The 18232-nt window shown below is 38.0% G+C and carries 20 protein-coding genes and 1 pseudogene; 12 read left to right on the top strand and 9 right to left on the bottom strand.

Annotated elements, in window-relative coordinates; translation table 11 throughout:
• On the top strand, window positions 1-1232 hold a 1232-nt coding region (locus A8L44_RS14525), incomplete at its 5' end, for a COG1361 S-layer family protein (protein WP_139063865.1).
• 285 nt (window positions 1233-1517) lie between these two features.
• On the opposite strand, the gene A8L44_RS14520 is transcribed toward A8L44_RS14525, so the two are convergent.
• Window positions 1518-1808, bottom strand: a complete 291-nt coding sequence (locus A8L44_RS14520; RefSeq protein WP_066107799.1) for a hypothetical protein — start codon at window positions 1806-1808, stop codon at window positions 1518-1520.
• Window positions 1809-2063: 255 nt separating this feature from the next.
• Here A8L44_RS14520 and ypfJ point away from each other — a divergent pair, with 255 nt between their 5' ends.
• Window positions 2064-2891: a KPN_02809 family neutral zinc metallopeptidase gene (ypfJ, locus tag A8L44_RS14515; protein ID WP_066107798.1), complete on the top strand. Its 828-nt coding sequence runs from the start codon at window positions 2064-2066 to the stop codon at window positions 2889-2891.
• Window positions 2892-3004: 113 nt separating this feature from the next.
• Window positions 3005-3442, top strand: coding sequence for a VOC family protein (locus tag A8L44_RS14510; protein ID WP_066107795.1), 438 nt, complete (start codon window positions 3005-3007; stop codon window positions 3440-3442).
• 285 nt (window positions 3443-3727) lie between these two features.
• On the opposite strand, the gene A8L44_RS14505 is transcribed toward A8L44_RS14510, so the two are convergent.
• Window positions 3728-4903 (bottom strand): ROK family transcriptional regulator, encoded by a 1176-nt coding sequence (locus A8L44_RS14505; RefSeq protein WP_066107792.1) that lies wholly within the window; start codon window positions 4901-4903, stop codon window positions 3728-3730.
• Between the two features lie 310 nt (window positions 4904-5213).
• Between A8L44_RS14505 and A8L44_RS14500 the strand changes: the two genes are divergently transcribed.
• Window positions 5214-6854, top strand: a complete 1641-nt coding sequence (locus A8L44_RS14500; RefSeq protein ID WP_066107790.1) for a hypothetical protein — start codon at window positions 5214-5216, stop codon at window positions 6852-6854.
• Between the two features lie 531 nt (window positions 6855-7385).
• On the opposite strand, the gene rarD is transcribed toward A8L44_RS14500, so the two are convergent.
• Together rarD and A8L44_RS14490 are read right to left on the bottom strand one after the other, a co-directional pair.
• The gene (gene rarD / locus A8L44_RS14495) at window positions 7386-8297 is read right to left on the bottom strand and encodes an EamA family transporter RarD (RefSeq protein WP_066107787.1); all 912 of its coding nucleotides are present in this window, start codon (window positions 8295-8297) and stop codon (window positions 7386-7388) included.
• A 160-nt stretch (window positions 8298-8457) separates the two neighbouring features.
• Window positions 8458-8895 carry a hypothetical protein gene (locus tag A8L44_RS14490; protein ID WP_302621344.1) on the bottom strand — a complete coding sequence of 146 codons (438 nt, stop codon included), beginning with the start codon at window positions 8893-8895 and terminating at the stop codon, window positions 8458-8460.
• A gap of 196 nt (window positions 8896-9091) precedes the next feature.
• Here A8L44_RS14490 and A8L44_RS14485 point away from each other — a divergent pair, with 196 nt between their 5' ends.
• Window positions 9092-9709 (top strand): histidine phosphatase family protein, encoded by a 618-nt coding sequence (locus A8L44_RS14485; RefSeq protein ID WP_066107781.1) that lies wholly within the window; start codon window positions 9092-9094, stop codon window positions 9707-9709.
• 42 nt (window positions 9710-9751) lie between these two features.
• Here A8L44_RS14485 and A8L44_RS14480 read toward each other — a convergent pair whose 3' ends face one another.
• Window positions 9752-10018 carry a ribosomal maturation YjgA family protein gene (locus A8L44_RS14480; RefSeq protein ID WP_306821545.1) on the bottom strand — a complete coding sequence of 89 codons (267 nt, stop codon included), beginning with the start codon at window positions 10016-10018 and terminating at the stop codon, window positions 9752-9754.
• Between the two features lie 303 nt (window positions 10019-10321).
• Here A8L44_RS14480 and A8L44_RS14475 point away from each other — a divergent pair, with 303 nt between their 5' ends.
• Window positions 10322-11041 (top strand): SGNH/GDSL hydrolase family protein, encoded by a 720-nt coding sequence (locus tag A8L44_RS14475; RefSeq protein ID WP_066107778.1) that lies wholly within the window; start codon window positions 10322-10324, stop codon window positions 11039-11041.
• Window positions 11042-11160: 119 nt separating this feature from the next.
• Here the strand turns inward: A8L44_RS14475 and trhO are convergent, their stop codons facing one another.
• Both trhO and A8L44_RS14465 read right to left on the bottom strand, forming a co-directional pair.
• Window positions 11161-12126 carry an oxygen-dependent tRNA uridine(34) hydroxylase TrhO gene (gene trhO, locus A8L44_RS14470; protein ID WP_066107775.1) on the bottom strand — a complete coding sequence of 322 codons (966 nt, stop codon included), beginning with the start codon at window positions 12124-12126 and terminating at the stop codon, window positions 11161-11163.
• Window positions 12127-12339: 213 nt separating this feature from the next.
• The gene (locus A8L44_RS14465) at window positions 12340-13338 is read right to left on the bottom strand and encodes an acrylyl-CoA reductase family protein (protein ID WP_066107774.1); all 999 of its coding nucleotides are present in this window, start codon (window positions 13336-13338) and stop codon (window positions 12340-12342) included.
• Between the two features lie 328 nt (window positions 13339-13666).
• On the opposite strand from A8L44_RS14465, the gene A8L44_RS14460 reads away from it, so the two are divergent.
• Window positions 13667-13867: a cold-shock protein gene (locus tag A8L44_RS14460; RefSeq protein WP_066107773.1), complete on the top strand. Its 201-nt coding sequence runs from the start codon at window positions 13667-13669 to the stop codon at window positions 13865-13867.
• A gap of 172 nt (window positions 13868-14039) precedes the next feature.
• Here the strand turns inward: A8L44_RS14460 and A8L44_RS14455 are convergent, their stop codons facing one another.
• A complete protein-coding gene (locus A8L44_RS14455; RefSeq protein WP_066107770.1) occupies window positions 14040-14720 on the bottom strand; it encodes a DUF421 domain-containing protein in 681 nt (226 codons plus the stop codon).
• 545 nt (window positions 14721-15265) lie between these two features.
• On the opposite strand from A8L44_RS14455, the pseudogene A8L44_RS19565 reads away from it, so the two are divergent.
• Together A8L44_RS19565 and A8L44_RS14445 are read left to right on the top strand one after the other, a co-directional pair.
• Window positions 15266-15840: pseudogene (locus A8L44_RS19565) on the top strand (DUF6434 domain-containing protein).
• A 66-nt stretch (window positions 15841-15906) separates the two neighbouring features.
• Entirely contained in the window at window positions 15907-16482 is a 576-nt protein-coding gene (locus tag A8L44_RS14445; protein ID WP_066107767.1) for a hypothetical protein, read from the top strand.
• A gap of 70 nt (window positions 16483-16552) precedes the next feature.
• Here A8L44_RS14445 and A8L44_RS14440 read toward each other — a convergent pair whose 3' ends face one another.
• A complete protein-coding gene (locus A8L44_RS14440; RefSeq protein ID WP_066107764.1) occupies window positions 16553-16732 on the bottom strand; it encodes a DUF4083 family protein in 180 nt (59 codons plus the stop codon).
• A 172-nt stretch (window positions 16733-16904) separates the two neighbouring features.
• Between A8L44_RS14440 and A8L44_RS14435 the strand changes: the two genes are divergently transcribed.
• From A8L44_RS14435 to A8L44_RS14425, 3 genes are read left to right on the top strand one after another with little or no spacing between them, the layout of a single operon-like run.
• Window positions 16905-17279, top strand: coding sequence for a VOC family protein (locus tag A8L44_RS14435; RefSeq protein WP_066107761.1), 375 nt, complete (start codon window positions 16905-16907; stop codon window positions 17277-17279).
• Between the two features lie 16 nt (window positions 17280-17295).
• On the top strand, window positions 17296-17772 hold the full coding sequence (locus A8L44_RS14430) for a GNAT family N-acetyltransferase (protein WP_066107758.1): 477 nt from the start codon (window positions 17296-17298) through the stop codon (window positions 17770-17772).
• 25 nt (window positions 17773-17797) lie between these two features.
• Window positions 17798-18211: a VOC family protein gene (locus A8L44_RS14425; RefSeq protein ID WP_066107755.1), complete on the top strand. Its 414-nt coding sequence runs from the start codon at window positions 17798-17800 to the stop codon at window positions 18209-18211.
• The last annotated feature ends 21 nt before the right edge of the window (window positions 18212-18232 follow it).

The raw sequence follows: 18232 nt of genomic DNA, 5'->3' as shown, positions 1-18232 counted from the left end.
CAGCCGGGGATCTAACTGAAGATTCTCAAGCAGACGTAACAGTGAAGGAAGACCCAGGCTTCTCAGTAGACAAGACCGTCAATGGCGAAAAAGAAGTCACAGCGAAAGCTGGAGATGAAGTCACCTATAAAATCACCGTGAAAAATACCGGTAATACGGATTTGGAAGGTGTAACATTAACTGATGAGTTCAGTATGGGTGAGATCGAGTTGACGTACCAAGTGGGAGAAGAGACAAAAATCTATGCCGGTGAAGAGTTTAACATCGCGCATCAAGATGAAGTCATCTTCACAGCGACTCATACGATTGACAAGGATATTAAAGCAGGAACGTATCCGAACGTGGCAACTGTGACAGCTGGAGGTCTAACAGAAGATTCTCAAGCAGATGTTGTGATTGAAGCAAAACCTAGCCTTGAAGTATCCAAAACAGCAGAAAAGTCTCAATACAAACCAGGTGACACTGTAAAATATACAATTACTGTTAAGAACAATGGTAATGTTGATTTGCCAGGTATTACTCTTAAGGGAATCTTCAGTAAAAATGGAGATGACAGTATTGAACAATTGAAACTTGAAGGCTACACAGGTCCAATTGATCTTAGAGTTGGTGAAAGTGCTACATTCACAGCTACCTATGTCATTCCAGAAACAGACCTTGCGGATACAGTATACAAAAATGTGATAATTGCAACTGTAAAAGGTGTGGACATGGATCCAATTATTGATGAAGCAATTATCACAGTTGATCCAACTTACGCTCTTGAAGTGGATAAAACCGCTGATAAAGAAGAGGTTAAAGTTGGGGAAACGATCACTTACACAATCAATGTAACCAACACAGGCAATAAAGCCTTGACTGATGTGAAGGTAGTCGACGAAATGGTTGGTCTTGATACTGTCATCGAGAAACTTGAAGTTGGCAAAACTAAAACATTTACAGTCAAACATGTGGCTACTACTGAAAACGTAGGAGAATTAACGAACGTTGCGGTAGCAAAAGTGGTTATCGATGGCAAGGAAATAGTTGAGGAAGGTTCTGTAACAGTTACAGTATCTGAAGAGGATGCTGCAGTTGTTACACCAGATCCTAAAGAACCAACTATTATTGAAGTAGTACAAAACTTCATTGAAAATCCTAAAACTGGCCAATCTACATTAAATATTCTGTTGGTTTTAGGTGTATTCCTTATCGCTGGTAGCGGCTTGTATGTTTGGAAAAGAAAACACTAAGCTTTCAGAATAAGCGAATACTAATTAATAGAAAACCAGCTTGGGTGGATTAATTCCCTCAAGCTGGTTTTTCTTATTTTATGAATGTTGTATTAATGGTAATCCACTCTAAGACGATTTTATATAAAAATTGACTTTATAATAATGATTCCAGCTTACTAATCCTTGTCCTGCTTAGGTAGATAATATCTCTATTAAATTTAGAAGGTAATATAATTTCTATTTATGATAGTAGATTGTTTAGTAGAGGTGTAAATCTTAAGATGTGAGATTAGTAAGCCGGGGTTAGTGTGTATTAAGATTTCTTAAGTCTGTCATAAAATCTTCGTAAAGTTCTTTTTGGCCCAAAGACTTGGCCAGGTTCATAAGGTCTAAGTAGTCGTCCGTTTCTAGGGCTGTTTCGTCTAAGCTGTGGAGATAATCGTACCGAAATGTTCTTTTCCTTAGGTTATAAACTGGTTTTCTGAAATAGACAGTAGCTGTTTGCCTGGTATTGTCAATTTGGGCAATGACCCCTTCTACCTTTTCGCCTTTTTCCATAATAAATACGGGATTACCAACCTTGAATGTTTTCATCTTTAAACATCCTTTATCATTGATTTTTATACTTCTTTATATAAAATATATACCCTTTGCTGTAAATTAGTACTCAATTTAATAATTTTCAAAGAAAATAATAAAATATTACTAGAAAGCATGAACAGTGTGAGAGATTTGCCCCATCTATATTACAGATATGAAATAAGCTAATCTACCAATCCGATGAATTACTTCCATTTAATTATGGGTATAAGCAATAGATAGGATTAGAGAGGATTGGGAGGGTATTGTATGAAATGGAAAGGCAGAAGGGCCAGTACAAACGTGGAAGACCGCAGAGGGATGAGCAGTAAAGGGATCATCGGCGGTGGGATTGGCGGTATTATACTATTGTTGGTGATTACGTTTCTAGGTGGAAATCCTGCTGAACTATTGAATCAGCTGGGAGGAGGAACATCTACCAATACTACAAATACTGAGTATGTTGGAACGCAGGAAGAAGAGGAACTCGCTGAATTTGTATCAGTCGTTTTAGCTGATACTGAGAAGGTTTGGACTAAGCTTTTTAAAGAAGAAGGGTTGGTATATGAAGAGCCTACTCTCGTTATCTATAATGACAGTGTTCAATCAGCCTGTGGAACGGCTGGGTCATCTGTTGGCCCATTCTATTGCCCAGGAGATCATAAGCTTTACATAGATTTAAGCTTTTATAATGAGCTGAAAAGGGAGTTTCAAGCACCGGGTGATTTTGCGATGGCCTATGTTGTCGCCCATGAAGTCGGCCACCATGTACAAACCTTATTGGAAACCGACAAAAATCAGCAGCGTACAAGCTCTAATGACTATTCAGTACGGTTTGAATTACAGGCTGATTATTTAGCCGGTGTATGGGCTCATCATGCAGAGAGTATGGATTTACTTGAGGAAGGGGATTTGGAGGAGGCTATCACAGCAGCCAGTGCTGTTGGCGATGATACAATCCAAAAAAGGGCTCAAGGGTATGTGGTTCCGGAGAGTTTTACTCATGGTTCATCTGAACAGCGGATGCGCTGGTTTAAAAAAGGATTTAATTCCGGGAATTTAGAGGATGGGGACACCTTTAATGTGAAAAATCCATAGGAAGAAAAGAAGGCCTGCTTCGCGAAGCAGGTTTTTTTGTTTTTATCTATTTTAAACAGGAAAAGAATACTCGATATCGAACTAATAGAGTAAACCATTTAGGAGGAGAAAAAATGAATCGATTAAACTTAGTGACACTAGGGACAAGGAATATCATAGAATCATATCGGTTTTATAAAGAATTGGGGTTCGACATGTCCGTGGTTGGGCCGGAATCTAGTCCGCATGTGATTTTCTTTAGAAATGAAGGGTCTCGTATTTCCTTGTATCCATTGGAGGATTTGGCACGTGATCTTGATAAGAATAATCCACCAAATTTAACTTCTGCTTTTTCGGGAATTACGCTAGGCTATAATGCGAAATCAGCCGAGGAGGTAGACCGTTTTATGGCAAAAGTGGAGCAGGTTGGCGCAAAGATTGTGAAACAGCCGGAAAAGACAGACTGGGGCGGATATGGCGGTTATTTTACAGATCCGGACGGATATTATTGGGAAGTGGCATATGGTGAGATGTGGCAATTTGATGAGTCCAACATGTTGGTTATTGAATAGAATTGGAGAATGTTAATCTACCTTTATAGGTAAAAAATGACGTTCATCAACGTATGCGGCAACATACTAGTGTTATGGATCTTACGACTTTAGTTACCTTGGAACTGATATTGCTGGCTCTACTTTACGGTGATCGCTCATACAGTTCCTTTTTTTGTGATTTTTCTTTTGACTGTATAGATACCTTTAGAATTGGATTTTGCTAGTCTAAATGTTTTGTTTCCAGTACTTCTACTTAATCATTCTTATCCACTTTGTTACGGGAGGCAATAAAAAAGGCCAACCTTATAGGTTAACCTTTGATTGTTTACAAACCAATTGGACAAAATTTTCAACTGCGAAGGCTGAGACTCCAGGAGCAGCTGAATAGATGGATAAATTGGAAAACTGAATCTGCAGCTGGGATTTAGAAGCATCCAGGGCACATTCTTTTACAACATGTTCAACTTCATTTTTCAATAAATCTTTTGCCATAGCAAGGCGGTTTCCGATAATGATTTGCTCGGGATTCAACGTGTTTGCGATGTTGGCAATACCGATTCCAAGGTACTTTGCTGTTTCGGTAAAGATTGCTTGTATCTGTTTATTGTTCTCTGCTTGTTCAATTAATTTTTCGAGCGTCCATTCTTCACTTGATGGAAGCAGGGTGGAAGCCTTTTTAATCAATGCCTTTTCAGAAGCATATAATTCCCAGCACCCTTTACTTCCGCATGAACATGGCAATCCATCATATTGAATGATCATATGGCCCATTTCACCGGCAAACCCATTAGATCCACGGTAGAGTTCACCGTTTAAGATCATTCCAACTCCTATTCCAATTCCGGCACTTATATAAACCGTATTGTTTGATGATTGTCCGGGACCTATCATTTTCTCCGCAAAGGCACCTGCATTTGCTTCATTTTCGATTATGACAGGCAGATTAAATTCGTCCTGGATTTGGTTCTTTAATTGCTTTTGCTTCCAATCTAAATTAGGAGCGAGCAGAAGTTCCCCGTCTATGTTCACCATTCCTGGAACAGCCAGCCCAATCCCAACGACCCCATATGTACTATCAGGAGCTGAAGTGAGGAGAGAACGAATTAACTCATTTATAATCTGTACAGCTTCGTCATAGTTTGGATTCATAGCTGGCTGTTTGAGTTCTTTAATGATGTTGCCATTAAGGTCTGTAAGAACGCCAAGTATGTAATTCACTCCAATATCAATACCAATCACATGAGCAGCCGAATGTTGAAAAAGAAGCATGACCGGACGCCTGCCGCCACTCGATTCCCCTGGCCCCGTTTCATAACAGATATTCGCTTCCAAAAGCTCGTTGACAAGGGTGGAGACCGTGCCCTTTGTCAGGCCGAGTTTTTGCGCTAAATCAGCTCTTGATATAGGTGCATTATCTCGAATGGACTCCAATATTTTTAGTTTATTATTGATTTTAATGGTTTGCTGATTCCACTTCATATCTATACTCCTTCTTTCTATCTCTATTGTTAGTTATACCATACTCTTTCAAAACAAAAAACATCGTTCATCCGCCTGGGAAAAGTAAGCTAAATGTAACGAAATAGATGATCAAAAAATGTGTATAGGCTTTTCAAGACTGATGTAAGTAAGATGCGGTATCTGATTATTTATAAGCCAAACAATTTCTTCAGGAGCCTCTGCTTTCTAACCAGAATGTAATTTTATAATTATTTATAATATTAAAATAATAATTATTATTATGATATAATTTTTTTATCTATTAATATATTTGGAAGAGGGGAGTTCTTTGGCTATTAAGATACCATCGATGTTGTTTTCTCTATGCTTATTGATTGTTCTTACAGGTTGTTCGGACAAGAATGGTACTTCCACTTATCGGGAGCATGAAGTGAATGATGATGCGTATATTATGTTAAAAGGTACGGACCTGTATATGAAAGAACATGAGTCTGATATCGAAAAGGTTGATTCAAATGTTAGGGAGGATACGATTCATTATCGGGATGAGCATCGCGGGCTCATGTATATAAATGGTGACGATGATTTGTACAGCTATAAAGATGGGGAGAAAAAAAGAATAGCTAAACAGGTTTCTGCCAGTAGAATACCGTATCTGCTTTCCTTTGATGAGAGCACTCTTGCCTATTTGACTGATGAAAATAATCAGTTATACGTAATCTTTGATGAGAGTAAACCTCGGAAAGTTCGTTCAGATATTGTCCAATACAGATTATCTATAGACGGTAAACGATTATTCTATATCAATGAAAATATGGACTTATATATTTTTACAAAAGATAGCGGTGAAGAAAAAATCGCTTCAAAGGTGGTTAATTTCCAGGAATCAGAGGGTGGTACCAGGTTACTCATCAGTACGGATGATGGTGAATTATACATCAGGGATTTAGAAAAGACTGAGAATGTCCATCTTCATGCAGATAGCCATGATTACGGGGGATTTCAGGTTGATGATTCTGGGCACTATTCCTATTTAGCAGATTATCAGGGTGATATAGGGGAGCTTTACAGCCTATCTGCTGAAAATGAACCAGTTCGAGTCGCTTCTGATGTTCTCGATTATGAAATGAAGGAAGATTCCTATATTTATTTAAATGGAAATCAGCAATTGCTTATGAAGCAGATGGAAGATCAGAAATCTGATTTACTCGCAGAGGGAGTTGTGGACTTCTTTATACTCAATGATGATATCTATTATTTAGATGAGACACAGGCGATGTATAAAGTAAAAGATTCAGGTGTTCCTGAGGAAATTGCCCCCAATGTGATGATGGATTCCAGCAGCCGGCTTTGCTGGTCCATTGTAGATGATAAAATTATTTATTTATCTGCTAATCATTCTTTAATTCTAGATGGAAAGAAAATAGCGGATGATGTCACCGGTTTCGTGTCATATGTGGACCATGTCGTTTACAATACCGAGGATGGCCAAATAAAATCCGTAAGTGTTCATGACACGGATGAACTACAGACATTTGACCATGCTGATTCCTATACGAGGATTTATTACGGTAATCAGCTGGTCTATAGCAAGACATTATCTCTCGCAGATATAGACGGTATTTGGGGAGTAGAGGGCACGGAAGAGGAGAAGTTGGATGGGTATGGAGAGGAATATGGTCCATACTTTTTCGAAATCATTACGGGTGCCGATCGTAATATGGGGTATCTTGTCATGTATGATGAAGAGGAAGAGCTTGTATTGGAACTGAACATAGAAGACTCCGACTCTGAATATATTACAGTGATTACAGATGTGGAGGATACATCCTTCATGTTCAAAAAAGTAAGCGAACAGGATTTAGACTTTATTTTTGATGGAGATGAATCCGACCCGCTTCCTCTTTATAAAACTACTGTGGATGAACTTGAGCAGTATTATGAACAATATCAACTTGCTTATTTTTAAGTAGAAGCATGAAAAGAGATGTTTAGATTAGTCTTTCGGGGGCTGATCGACATCTCTTTTTTGTGGTGTAAGAGAGGGGTACTTTTTCAGGAGTAATTAGTGTATAGTTTGATAGATTCGCTCAATCACTGTTATGCACGCTCAATGGGTAAAATTTTCGCTCGATTGCTTATACTTTCGCTCATAAAAATGAGGGTTGGCCCAATTATTGGCTGTTTTCGCTCAATTATAGTCTAGGTCGGCTTGATTAAGACTGAGTTTGGCTCTATTATTCTCGTAATCGGCTCCATTACAATAGAATTCGGCTCGATTGCTTGAAATCTTTGATTCCATATCACCTAATAGAGAGAATTACCTCTTGAAACTGGCAATCTAGTTAGCATCCCTCGTTGAATTCAATGAAAAAATAGCATCTGGCGCATTATTTAGCCAGCAACAGAGACACACGTTAAGCCGCCTTACGCTACAAACGAAAAAACCGGTGGAGGAAACATCTTAGTTTCCTCCACCGGTCCATCCATACGAAATACATTAATTCGCTGCAGCTTTTCTGCTCTTTGCGGATCTGAACAGATTGGATGCTGTATAAATGATTAAGGCAATCCAGATAAACAGGAATGATATACCTTGAATCAGGGTGAATGTTTCATCGTAGATCACGACAGCCATCACTAGCATGAGGGTTGGAGCTAAATACTGTAAAAATCCAATCATCGTATAACTGATTCGTTTCGTTCCTTCGGCAAACAGCAATAACGGAATTGCGGTTACAATCCCCGCTCCCATAAGAACTAAATCAACTTGGGTACTGTATGATAAAAAGGAATGCTCAGCAAAGAATAACAGATAAATGAGCGCGAATGGTGCAATGATCATCGTTTCGAGTGTTAAGCCTGTCCACGGATTGATTTGAACCATTTTCTTAATGAGTCCATATAATCCGAAGGTCATTGCCATGCATATAGCAGGCCACGGGATTGAGCCCTGGCTCCATGTCAGAATGATTACGCCAATTGCCGCAGATAATACAGCTATCTTTTCGCCATTGCTCAGCCTTTCCTTTAGGAAGATGGTTGCCAGTATGACATTGACGATTGGATTGATATAATAGCCCATGCTGGCGGATAAGATATTATTGCTATTGACTGAAAAAATAAAGATAAACCAGTTGGCTGAGATTAATAGGGTTGCCAGGGTGATTGCTAACGTCAATTTAGGCTGTTTAAGGATGGTGGTGATTTCCCCAAAAACATCCTTTGACTTTCCGAAACAAAAGACGAGCAGCACCATAAACACAAAGGACCATAAAATACGGTGTGCCAGGATTTCCAAATCAGATACATCACCGGCTAATTTCCAATAGACCGGTAGGCATCCCCATAAAAAATAAGCTCCGCCACCAGCTAAAATGCCGAGCTTTTTCTCTTTTGCTTGATTCTCCATGCTTACACTTCTTTCTACTATAACATTCTTTTATATCAACCTATTATACTGCTGAACAGTTGAAACGAAAATATTAATTGTGATAGTTATCATTATAGTTTTACCTAAAGGAAGATGAACCTGGCAATCACAACAGGTTCATCTTCCTTCGTTCTGTATCTTACAGCCTTGGGTCGACCGGGTCTGATTCGAGAGAGAGTGTGCCAAGGACACATTCATGTACGCGCTGCAGGGAATCTCCGTTGACAAAGCGGCGAATGCCTTCAACTCCCAGAACAAATTCACGTAACGCCAACTTTTGTTTTTTGGAGGTGTTTCTATTTTTCAAGCGTGCTAGATTAGCGGGGGATAAATAATCCATCCCATAAATAATTGATAAATATTTTCTGCCTCTTACTTTAATAGCGGGCTGCAACAGCTTGCCTCGTTCTTTAGCGATAAAAGTTTCAGGCTTGATGACAATGCCTTCGTGTCCTTCCTCAGTCATTTCCCTCCACCATTCTATGACATCTTGCTCGCTCGCCTCGCTATCGATTACTTTAAATTCGGTTTCAATAAAGAATTTGGATAGAGCGGCTAATTCAAGATTCATGTGCATATGCCATACGAAATAATAAACTAATAATACCATTTTAAGCCATGGAAGGTTACATATTATTTTTGGCTCAAAGAGGGGTTTGGCAATGAAGGGTCGAATAAATGAAGTGGACTTACTGCCAGAAAGGAATCTGCAAGAATAGGACTGAGATACTATAAAGAATACAGAGTAACGTTGATTTAGGGGGCTGGGAATTTTGATTACACTCTATATAACCAGGCATGGAGAAACAGTTTGGAATACGGAGAAAAGAATGCAGGGAAGATTAGATTCACCTTTAACAGTAAAAGGTGTACAAAATGCGATTTCACTGAGCAAAGGACTGCAGGATATTGATTTAACAGCTATTTATTCAAGCCCGAGTGGCAGAGCAGCAGATACAGCAGCTTATATTAAGGGTAATCGGGATATTCCGCTAGTCTTTGATGAAAATTTACAGGAAATCAATATGGGAGAATGGGAGGGAGAAACACAGGGAGCCATTAGGGCTACCTATCCGGACGAGTTTGATGCTTTCTGGAACAATCCTCATTTATATAAGCCTGTAAAAGGGGAAACGTTTGATGAGGTGAAAGAACGAGCGATGAACGCATTGAATCGGATTCAGCAAGAATATAAAACAGGCAATATCCTGATTGTTACTCACTCCGTTGTCATAAAATGCTTCTATTCTATTTTCAAAAACACCTCTATTGAGAGCCTATGGGATCCTCCTTTTATCCATGATACGAGTCTTACTGTTGTAAAGATAGAGGAAGATGGTTTTAACATCGTCCTGGAAGGGGATTTATCACATAGACAGATTATTATATAGGATGTCTATATCAGAAGAGGAAAGGTAGGCTGATTGAATTTATCATTTATTTGTTTTAATAGAGTTTATTTTCGACCAATCTATGATTACTGCCATCATAATACCCAGTGTATACCGCAATAGATCTATCCACAGAAATCCCTTACCGAGGATTAAAGCCCCGATGGTTGTGTTTCGTATTTGGTTGATCCATGCTGCTTGATATAACTGGCTGAATTCAATCCCGAAGCTGAATAGGACGCTGAACCAAAAAGCAGTAAATGGTTTCTTTTGAACGAAAAGAAATCGAAACCCAAAATAGACCATCATTGCCTATAAAGCATCTCCGGCATGCTGAGCTACAAAAGTATGCAGGATCGAACTATATATACGGGAAGCTAATCCGAGAATGATACATAGAGTAATGGCTGCTAAATAAAAGAATCTATTTATATGGTTGGTTGGATTCATATTCATTCACTCATTTACTATTTTTTATAACGGCAAATTTTAATCTATAAGAATATAAACATCTATCAAGTAATTTTTGAAATATTCTTGATATAATTAAAGTAACAAAGGATTATCATGCTTTGCAACACAGAAACTACTAAGAGATATGAGGGATGGCCTATGAAATTAATATGCTTTGGTGATAGTTTAACTAGGGGAGTATCCTATGTTAAGGGTCGTTTGAGAATTTTAAGAAATAATTATCCTGCCTATTTACAAAAGCTTATGTCAGAGGATAAATTGAATCCAGAGATTAGCCGGGCAGAAGTGATCAATAAGGGAGTATTCAATGATAACTCTGATTTACTTTTATCCAGACTTGAAAAGGATGTTATTCAAGAAGAACCGACCTACGTGATTATTGGGATTGGCGGGAATGATTGTGACTTTGTTTGGAAGGAAGTAGCGGCTAAACCGAATGACGAGCATCAGCCAAAAGTGCCTCTATCACGGTATGCCAATAATTTAAAAGAGCTTATTACCAAATTAAAATCAAATGGAATTACACCGGTTTTAACCACGCTGCCTCCATTGGATCCGGCTCGCTATTATCAGACAATTTCCACGCGTTTCGGTACAGAAGTGAGTCAATGGATATGCAAGGTGGGGGGAATAGCCTACTGGCACAGTAAGTATAATCGAACCGTAAAAAATATAGCAGAAGAAATGGATGTATTCCTGATTGATGTAAGGAATGCGCTGAAAAACAGAGGTCAGTTAAAGGATTTAATTAGTGAAGATGGCATTCATCTGACCGAAAAAGGCTATAAGGTTATGGCGGCTGAGATTTATGATAACTTAGGTAAGCTAGCCCCGCAAAAAGTACTGCAGGAACAATAATTTTGGTTATTATGAAGAATTCGAGAGCGGAATAAGGTGATTATAATAGCCGCAGATGAAAAGTTATAATCGTATAATTAAAAGGAGACCTCTCAATCGAAAGGTCTCCTTTAATTATATTACTCAGCTGAAATTAATTCTAGTTTACGCAGTCTTTCTGCAACCTCTTCCTCAGTTAGGTTATGCTCTACAACATAACGATTGCGAGGATGTACACGACATTCATCCGTGCAGCTGCGCATATATTTATGCTCATTTTCTTCACTGCAAAGAATTTGATCGTTACATTCAGGGTTTGCACAATTAACGTAGCGTTCACACGGTTCACCATCGAAGTGATCTCTTCCGACGATCACATGTTCTACTTGGTTAATTGGAACAGCGATTCTTTCATCGAATACATACATTTGTCCATCCCATAATTGACCTTGTACTTCCGGATCTTTCCCATATGTGGCAATCCCGCCATGGAGCTGACCGACATCTTTAAATCCTTCTCTTACTAACCAACCGGAAAATTTCTCACAACGGATTCCGCCTGTACAATAGGTTAGGACGCGTTTTCCTTCAAACATTTCTTTATTATCACGAACCCATTGAGGAAGCTCGCGGAACGTTTCAATGTCCGGCTTGATGGCGCCGCGGAAATGTCCAAGTTCATATTCATAGTCATTACGCGCATCTAAAACAATTGTGTTTTCATCCTGTAAGCCCTCGAAAAATTCTTTTGGGCTCAAATACTGTCCAGTTAATTCGTTCGGATTAATATCATCTTCTAAAGATAAATGAACAAGCTCAGGGCGTGGTCTCACATGCATTTTTTTAAACGCATGACCGTCCGCTTCATCTATTTTAAATACAATCCCTTCGAATTGAGGATCGTTCTTCATCTTATCCATATAAGCATTTGTTTGTTCCACAGTACCGGAAACCGTACCATTAATTCCTTCTTTGGCCACAAGTATACGGCCTTTCAGTTCAATCCCCTTACAAAATGCAAGGTGTTCTGCCGCGAATGCAGCTGGATCTTCAATTGGAGTATAAAAATAATAAAGCAAAACTCTGTATGGTTTGTTTTCTGTCATGGTTCTTACCACCTATTTTTTAATATTTGCAAGATACGTATTCAAAAGGTGATTTTTAGATACTTTTCTTACACATCAAAACATTATAACAATTGTTAGTAAAATGTGCTAATTAAACAACTTATTTCCTCTGGAAAATAAAGAGATAGGTGGTTAGTGCATAAAAAAACACCAATTCTTCTATTGAAAAGAATTGGTGTTGAATAGAGTTCTTTAATCCGGGAAAACAACGATTGTTCTGCCGCGTGCTTCACCTTTTAGAAGGACAGGAAATACATTTGGCAGTTCTTCGAGCTTTACTTCTTGCTGGATATGATTCTCATACTGATTGAGCTTTAAATCCGTAGCTAAACGTTCCCAAATTTGTTGGCGTGTATTCATCGGGCATTGTACAGAATCAATGCCTAATAAATTAATCCCTCTTAATATAAATGGGAATACGGAGGAGGGAATCTTCGTGCCAGCCGTCAGTCCGCTGGCAGCAACAGAACCGCCATATTTAATTTGGCTTAAAAGAGATGCTAAAGGTTCCCCGCCAACAGGGTCAACTCCAGCGGCCCAACGCTGTTTCCCTAAGGCGCGAACCTTACCGTTGTATACTTCATCCCTTGAGATCACATTCGCAGCACCGATGGATTTTAAGTACTCAGCTTCCTCTAATTTTCCTGTGCTGGCTTCAACGGTAAATCCGAGTTTTGCTAAGAAGGAGACCGCGAAACTGCCAACGCCTCCTGTAGCTCCAGTAACAATCACAGGACCTCGATCAGGAGTTACCTTATTTTCCTCCAAACGCTGGACGGATAAAGCGGCGGTAAATCCAGCTGTACCAATGATCATTGCTTCTTTTAGAGTGAGCCCTTTTGGCAATGAGACAACCCAATCAGCAGGAATATAAGCATATTCCGCATATCCTCCATCACGGGATACACCGATTTCGTAGCTTGTGGCAATTACCTCATCTCCTTCCTTAAAGCGAGTGTCAGTCGATAAAATAATCGTGCCTGCTAGGTCGATGCCTGGTACCATTGGGTAGGAAGTCACAATATTTCCATTCGGAATTGTAGCTAGGCAATCCTTATAATTTACACCTGAATATTTTACTTTTATGAGAACTTCGCCATCTTGTGGGGTATGTAACGGTTTTTGTATGAATTTGATTGCTGTTTGTTCATCCTGTTTATCTACGATTAACGCTTTATAGCTTTGTTCCATTATTCTTACCAGCTCCTTTTCTTCACTATATACCATTATATAATGAACGTTGAACCGTCTTTGTAAAAGTGATTTTTGATGATTTGTTTTATTTACCATCGCTTTAATAGGTATAATCTTGCAAAAGAGTTTCAAAAAAATCATGATTTGAAGAAAAATTTAAAAATAATTGAGGTAATCGTTTGCACTTCCGTTCAGAACCTGTTATTATTAGGTAGAATTATTTTTGTTTGATGCGGTTGAAAGTTGAACAATTATTGTCGTCTTACGATCGAAAAGCAAGGATAGTAATACAATTGTGTGTTAGCACACTAGGAGGCAACAAAAAATGGAACATGGTAAAGTAAAATGGTTTAACGCAGAAAAAGGTTTCGGATTTATCGAGCGCGAAGGTGGAGACGATGTATTCGTACACTTCTCAGCTATCCAAGGTGAAGGTTTCAAAACACTTGACGAAGGTCAAGAAGTTACTTTTGAAGTAGAACAAGGTCAACGTGGACCACAAGCTACTAACGTTCAAAAAAACTAATCTGATCGACACATAAATAAAACAGATCCTGGTTACAGGATCTGTTTTTCTTTTGTTTAAGCTTTGTTGAATGATTCATTTGAATTTTGAATATGTATTTCCTGAGGATTGAGAACTAAATTGTACGGCAAAACTAACTATCTCTACTAGAAAACGTTTATACACAGCGTTTTTATTTAGGTGAAATGTGTATCCCTTCATCATTTTTCCACTCAGCATAAAAAATGCTTTTTAAATCAAAACCTTTATTATTCAACTCACTAATCAACCAATTTTCGTCAAATCCACATTCTGCTAAATTATCACGTATAATTTCCCCATCGCTAATAAGGGTTCTCGGTAGCAGGACTTGTTTTTCCGTAAGGTTTAAATCCTCGATTGTTGGATTTTTATATTTAGACTTCAGAGCGATACTTATTTGACCATTATATTCTAATATTGCAAATTCAACTTCTCTTACAGAAAAGACACTTTTTTGCCGTAACATGCTTAATAGTTGATTTACATCCAACCTTGCTTTTTTGGCTGCTTTATAATCAATTATTCCATTTCTAATGAATAGAACTGGCTTCCTCTGAATGAAAAATCTAATCTTTGTAAACTTAAGAGTGGCATACTCTAAAATAATCATTAAAAAAGTCCATATTCCAATTGCATATAGATATTTTAAAATACTTACATTATTTTCATAGATGATACGTCCTAAAAAATCATCGAGCAATAGAATAAAAACAAAATGAATTGGTGTTAATTGAGAAATGGAGGTTCTTCCAGTTAAAATGAGTATGATGTTTATAGATATAAATCCAACCAGTACCTTTATTGCTATTAAGCTTAAACTTATCTCATCCACGTTTCTATCCTCCAAAATTCTCACACTGCATTATTGTTTATCTTTTCATTATGCTTAAAAAAAGCATCGAATATGCTTGATTAGCTATTACCTGTAATTGCTAATCCAAGATGGTTCTATGGCATTATCCATTATTCATAATATAAAAGTAGAACATTATACAGCTGAGAGAATTAGTGTAACAGGCGTGAAATGTAAACCACATTAAAACGGGTAGATGTACTGGGATATTCAGAAATGAATTTCGGGGGATTAATCCAAGGTGGTTTAAACCTTAGTATATCAACTTCTTTTGTGCTGGTATAAGGTAGTTTAGTGGAAGAAATAAAAATGCCCTGCTCAAGGCGAAGAGAGCAAGGCAATTGAAACAGTAAAGCATAAAATAGTATAACAGTTTTAAAGGTTGACTAGATTATAGCATATAATTAAAATCGTGGCTAATATATTTCTCCTGTTAATTTTAGTAAATTCATTTTTGTCATGTACGTTGCTAAATAAGTACTAGTTTTCTATAATTAAATGGATATATATGGAGGTGGATTATACTGAGACCTAAGCTTACTAGAAGTAGTAGTGTCCAAAGTTTTAGAGAATTTTATTGGGTGAAGGAAGAATTGCAAATATTTTGCAGAGAAAATGGACTTGCTGTTTTAGGCTCAAAGATAGAGATCTCCAATCGAATTGAAGTCTTTCTTGAAACAGGGGAAATAAAAAAGCCGATTAGAACAGTAAGGCCTATGTAAAACCACAAACACCCGAAAAAATCTTAAACCTCCATACAATCATCAAAGAAAATCACCGTTGCAGTCAAGAAGTAAGAGCATTTTTTCAAACGGTTATTCCTACCTTTCATTTTACTACCCACATCCAGGAATACTTTAAAAATCATGTCGGGAAAACCTACCGTGAGGCGGTGAATGCTTGGTATGAAGAAGAAAAACGAAAAAAAGATCCATCCTATACGAAAAAAATTTCCCCGCAATTTGAATACAATCAATTTATCCGTTACTATTTTGCTGACCCGAACAATCAAGGGAAGCAGCACAAAGATGAGGTAGAAGCCTGGAAGAAGATCAAGCAGCTCCCAGGCAGCAATCGCTATTCATCTAACCATGTGTGAGGAATTTCCAACTTCAAAATGGTTCTCCGCCTATCAAACGCAATAGGCAGGAAAAAAGGAGGTTGCATGAAACGATTCAGTTTGTTGTTTACTTTCCTATTTGTCGTTATCAGCATTTTCAGCGCTTGCTCCACCAACACGCATCTAGAACTGGTCAGTGCAGAAGCAGATATTGTGAATGATAAAAATGAAACAGGCTCCACTATTCTGCAAGAAGGTGAGAACGCAGGAAAAGAAGTCGTGCCCACATCCCTGTATTACACATTTGTGATTAGAAATGTAGGGAATAAAAAGGTTGGAGACGTAAGTAAAGGAGTAGGCTTGACGGTTAGGATTGAACCTGCCGAAAAATTAGTATCGGCTTCTCATAAAGTGATGGGCTTTAATATTTTTGAACCGGCAGATTATGATGGTTCAGGCTTGGGTTTCGGCTATTCCTATACTGCTACTATTGAAGAAAAAGAAACAGGAGAATTCACCATCCATTATGATTTAGGCGTTGAAGAAAAAACAGAGGAAGTTCTTTCAGTACCTTCTCTAGACAAGATAGAACATTTAAAAGAGAACGCACTGGAGGCAACTTTAATTGTATCCTTGGGCAAAGAAGAAATAACTCGTTTTGATTTGAGTAAAAAGAACTAGTAGCTGTCTTGGTTTTGTTTAGTAATAGCTTTATAAAATGATCCCGCAAAGAAAAACATAAAGGCCCGGCTTATAAACCGAGCTGATTTTTAGTTGATTGCTCTGACAGTTTATCTAATTTATTTTCAATTCGATCTAGCTGTTCCTTCCGTTTTTTTGAAGAACGAAAGAAAGATACAATCATAACAATAAAAAAGATAACAACTAAAATTGAGATTAACTGAAAAATGATGTCACCGATGTTCAACATAAAATCCACCTCACTTTAGAATATTATACCATTTTTGATGTAGGTACTTTCCGCTTGAATCTATTAAGTTAAGAGTAAATAAATCGTTTATCACTATGTATGTGTGTTGCCCTCTGAAGTTTTATACAAAATTTTTGTAATATTATGAACTCTTAAAGGGGGTGAAATATTCTTGGTAGCTGAAATGACCTATCAGGTCCGTGTGGCTGATTTTGAACAAGGCAGGAGATGGTATGAAGTATTTTTGAACAGGGCACCAGATTTTGTGCCTCATGCTGATTTTGTGGAGTGGGAGATAATTCCCGGGGGTTGGCTGCAAGTCGCTAAAGGGACACCGGCTGAAGGAAGTGGTCCGCTTCGGCTTGAGGTTACATCTATAGAAAAAGAAAGACAAAGAATGAAGGAAGAGCTGCATATTGATTTTTTTGACATCTACTCCCGTGAAGGCGTACCAGTTAAATGGGTCACATTTACAGATCCATGGGGAAATCGTTTAGGCTTCTTTGGAAATATGAACGAAGAAATGCAGCAACCTAAATACAATTAGATAAGAGGCAAAAAAGATGGAGTATTTATTAAGAAAACGTACCGAAGAGGATATAGAGGAGTTCTTATCATGGACGTACGATGATATGTATTCGTTTTACGATAATTCGATTCAGCAAGAAAAGATAGATGGCTTTAGGCAAAGTGTTCAGAAAGAACGAGAATTATCGGTAGTAAATGAATGTGAGGAGCTTGTAGGGAACTGCGAGTTTTTTGATGTAAGTGATGAGTATGAAGCAGAGATACTGGCAGTTGGAATTCAGATGAAGCCCTCTCTGACTGGAAAAGGACATGGTCCCGCTTTCTTCCATGCCATTGTAGAGCAAGGGAGATTCCTTATTCATTATCACCATTTAGAATTGGCGGTAGTCGACTTTAATCACCGGGCCATTAAAGTGTATAAAAGAGAAGGATTTCAACAAGTAGGAGAATTCATGAATGACATAAGAGGAGAATCATATCGATTTATCATTATGGCGAAGGATTGGGAATAAACAGATTGATTACAGGGGAGATGGGATGAAAAATAAATTAATAAGAGTTGGTACAACTTATATTTCTGTAAGGAATGTTAAAGAATCTTCAGCGTGGTATGTGGATAAGCTTGGAGCAGAATTAAGCTATGAAGATGAGGATAAAGCGATTATTAATCTTGCAACTCAAAGCTTTTTCCTTGTTCAAGCACCAGATGGTGAAAGTTCTAATTTTATAGATAAGCATGGAAATGAACGCTTTTCGATTACCTTTGAAGTAGATGGATTGGCAAAGTTAACGGAGCTTCATATGGAATTAACAGAGAAGAATGTAAGGGTAGGGAACATTGAAGATCGAGGGCATCCTGGACGGAATTTTGTTTTTTATGATTTAGATGGTCAAGTATTTGATGTCTGGAGTGAATTAAGTCCAGGATTTAAGGTCAACTATTTGCTGTAAGTTGTTATCTATCAGATGTTT

This window comes from Bacillus sp. FJAT-27986, from assembly GCF_001685035.1.
GTDB lineage: Bacteria > Bacillota > Bacilli > Bacillales > Pradoshiaceae > Pradoshia.
The sequence above is the reverse complement of the archived record's forward strand: the minus strand, read 5'-3'. Positions and strand labels throughout refer to the sequence as shown.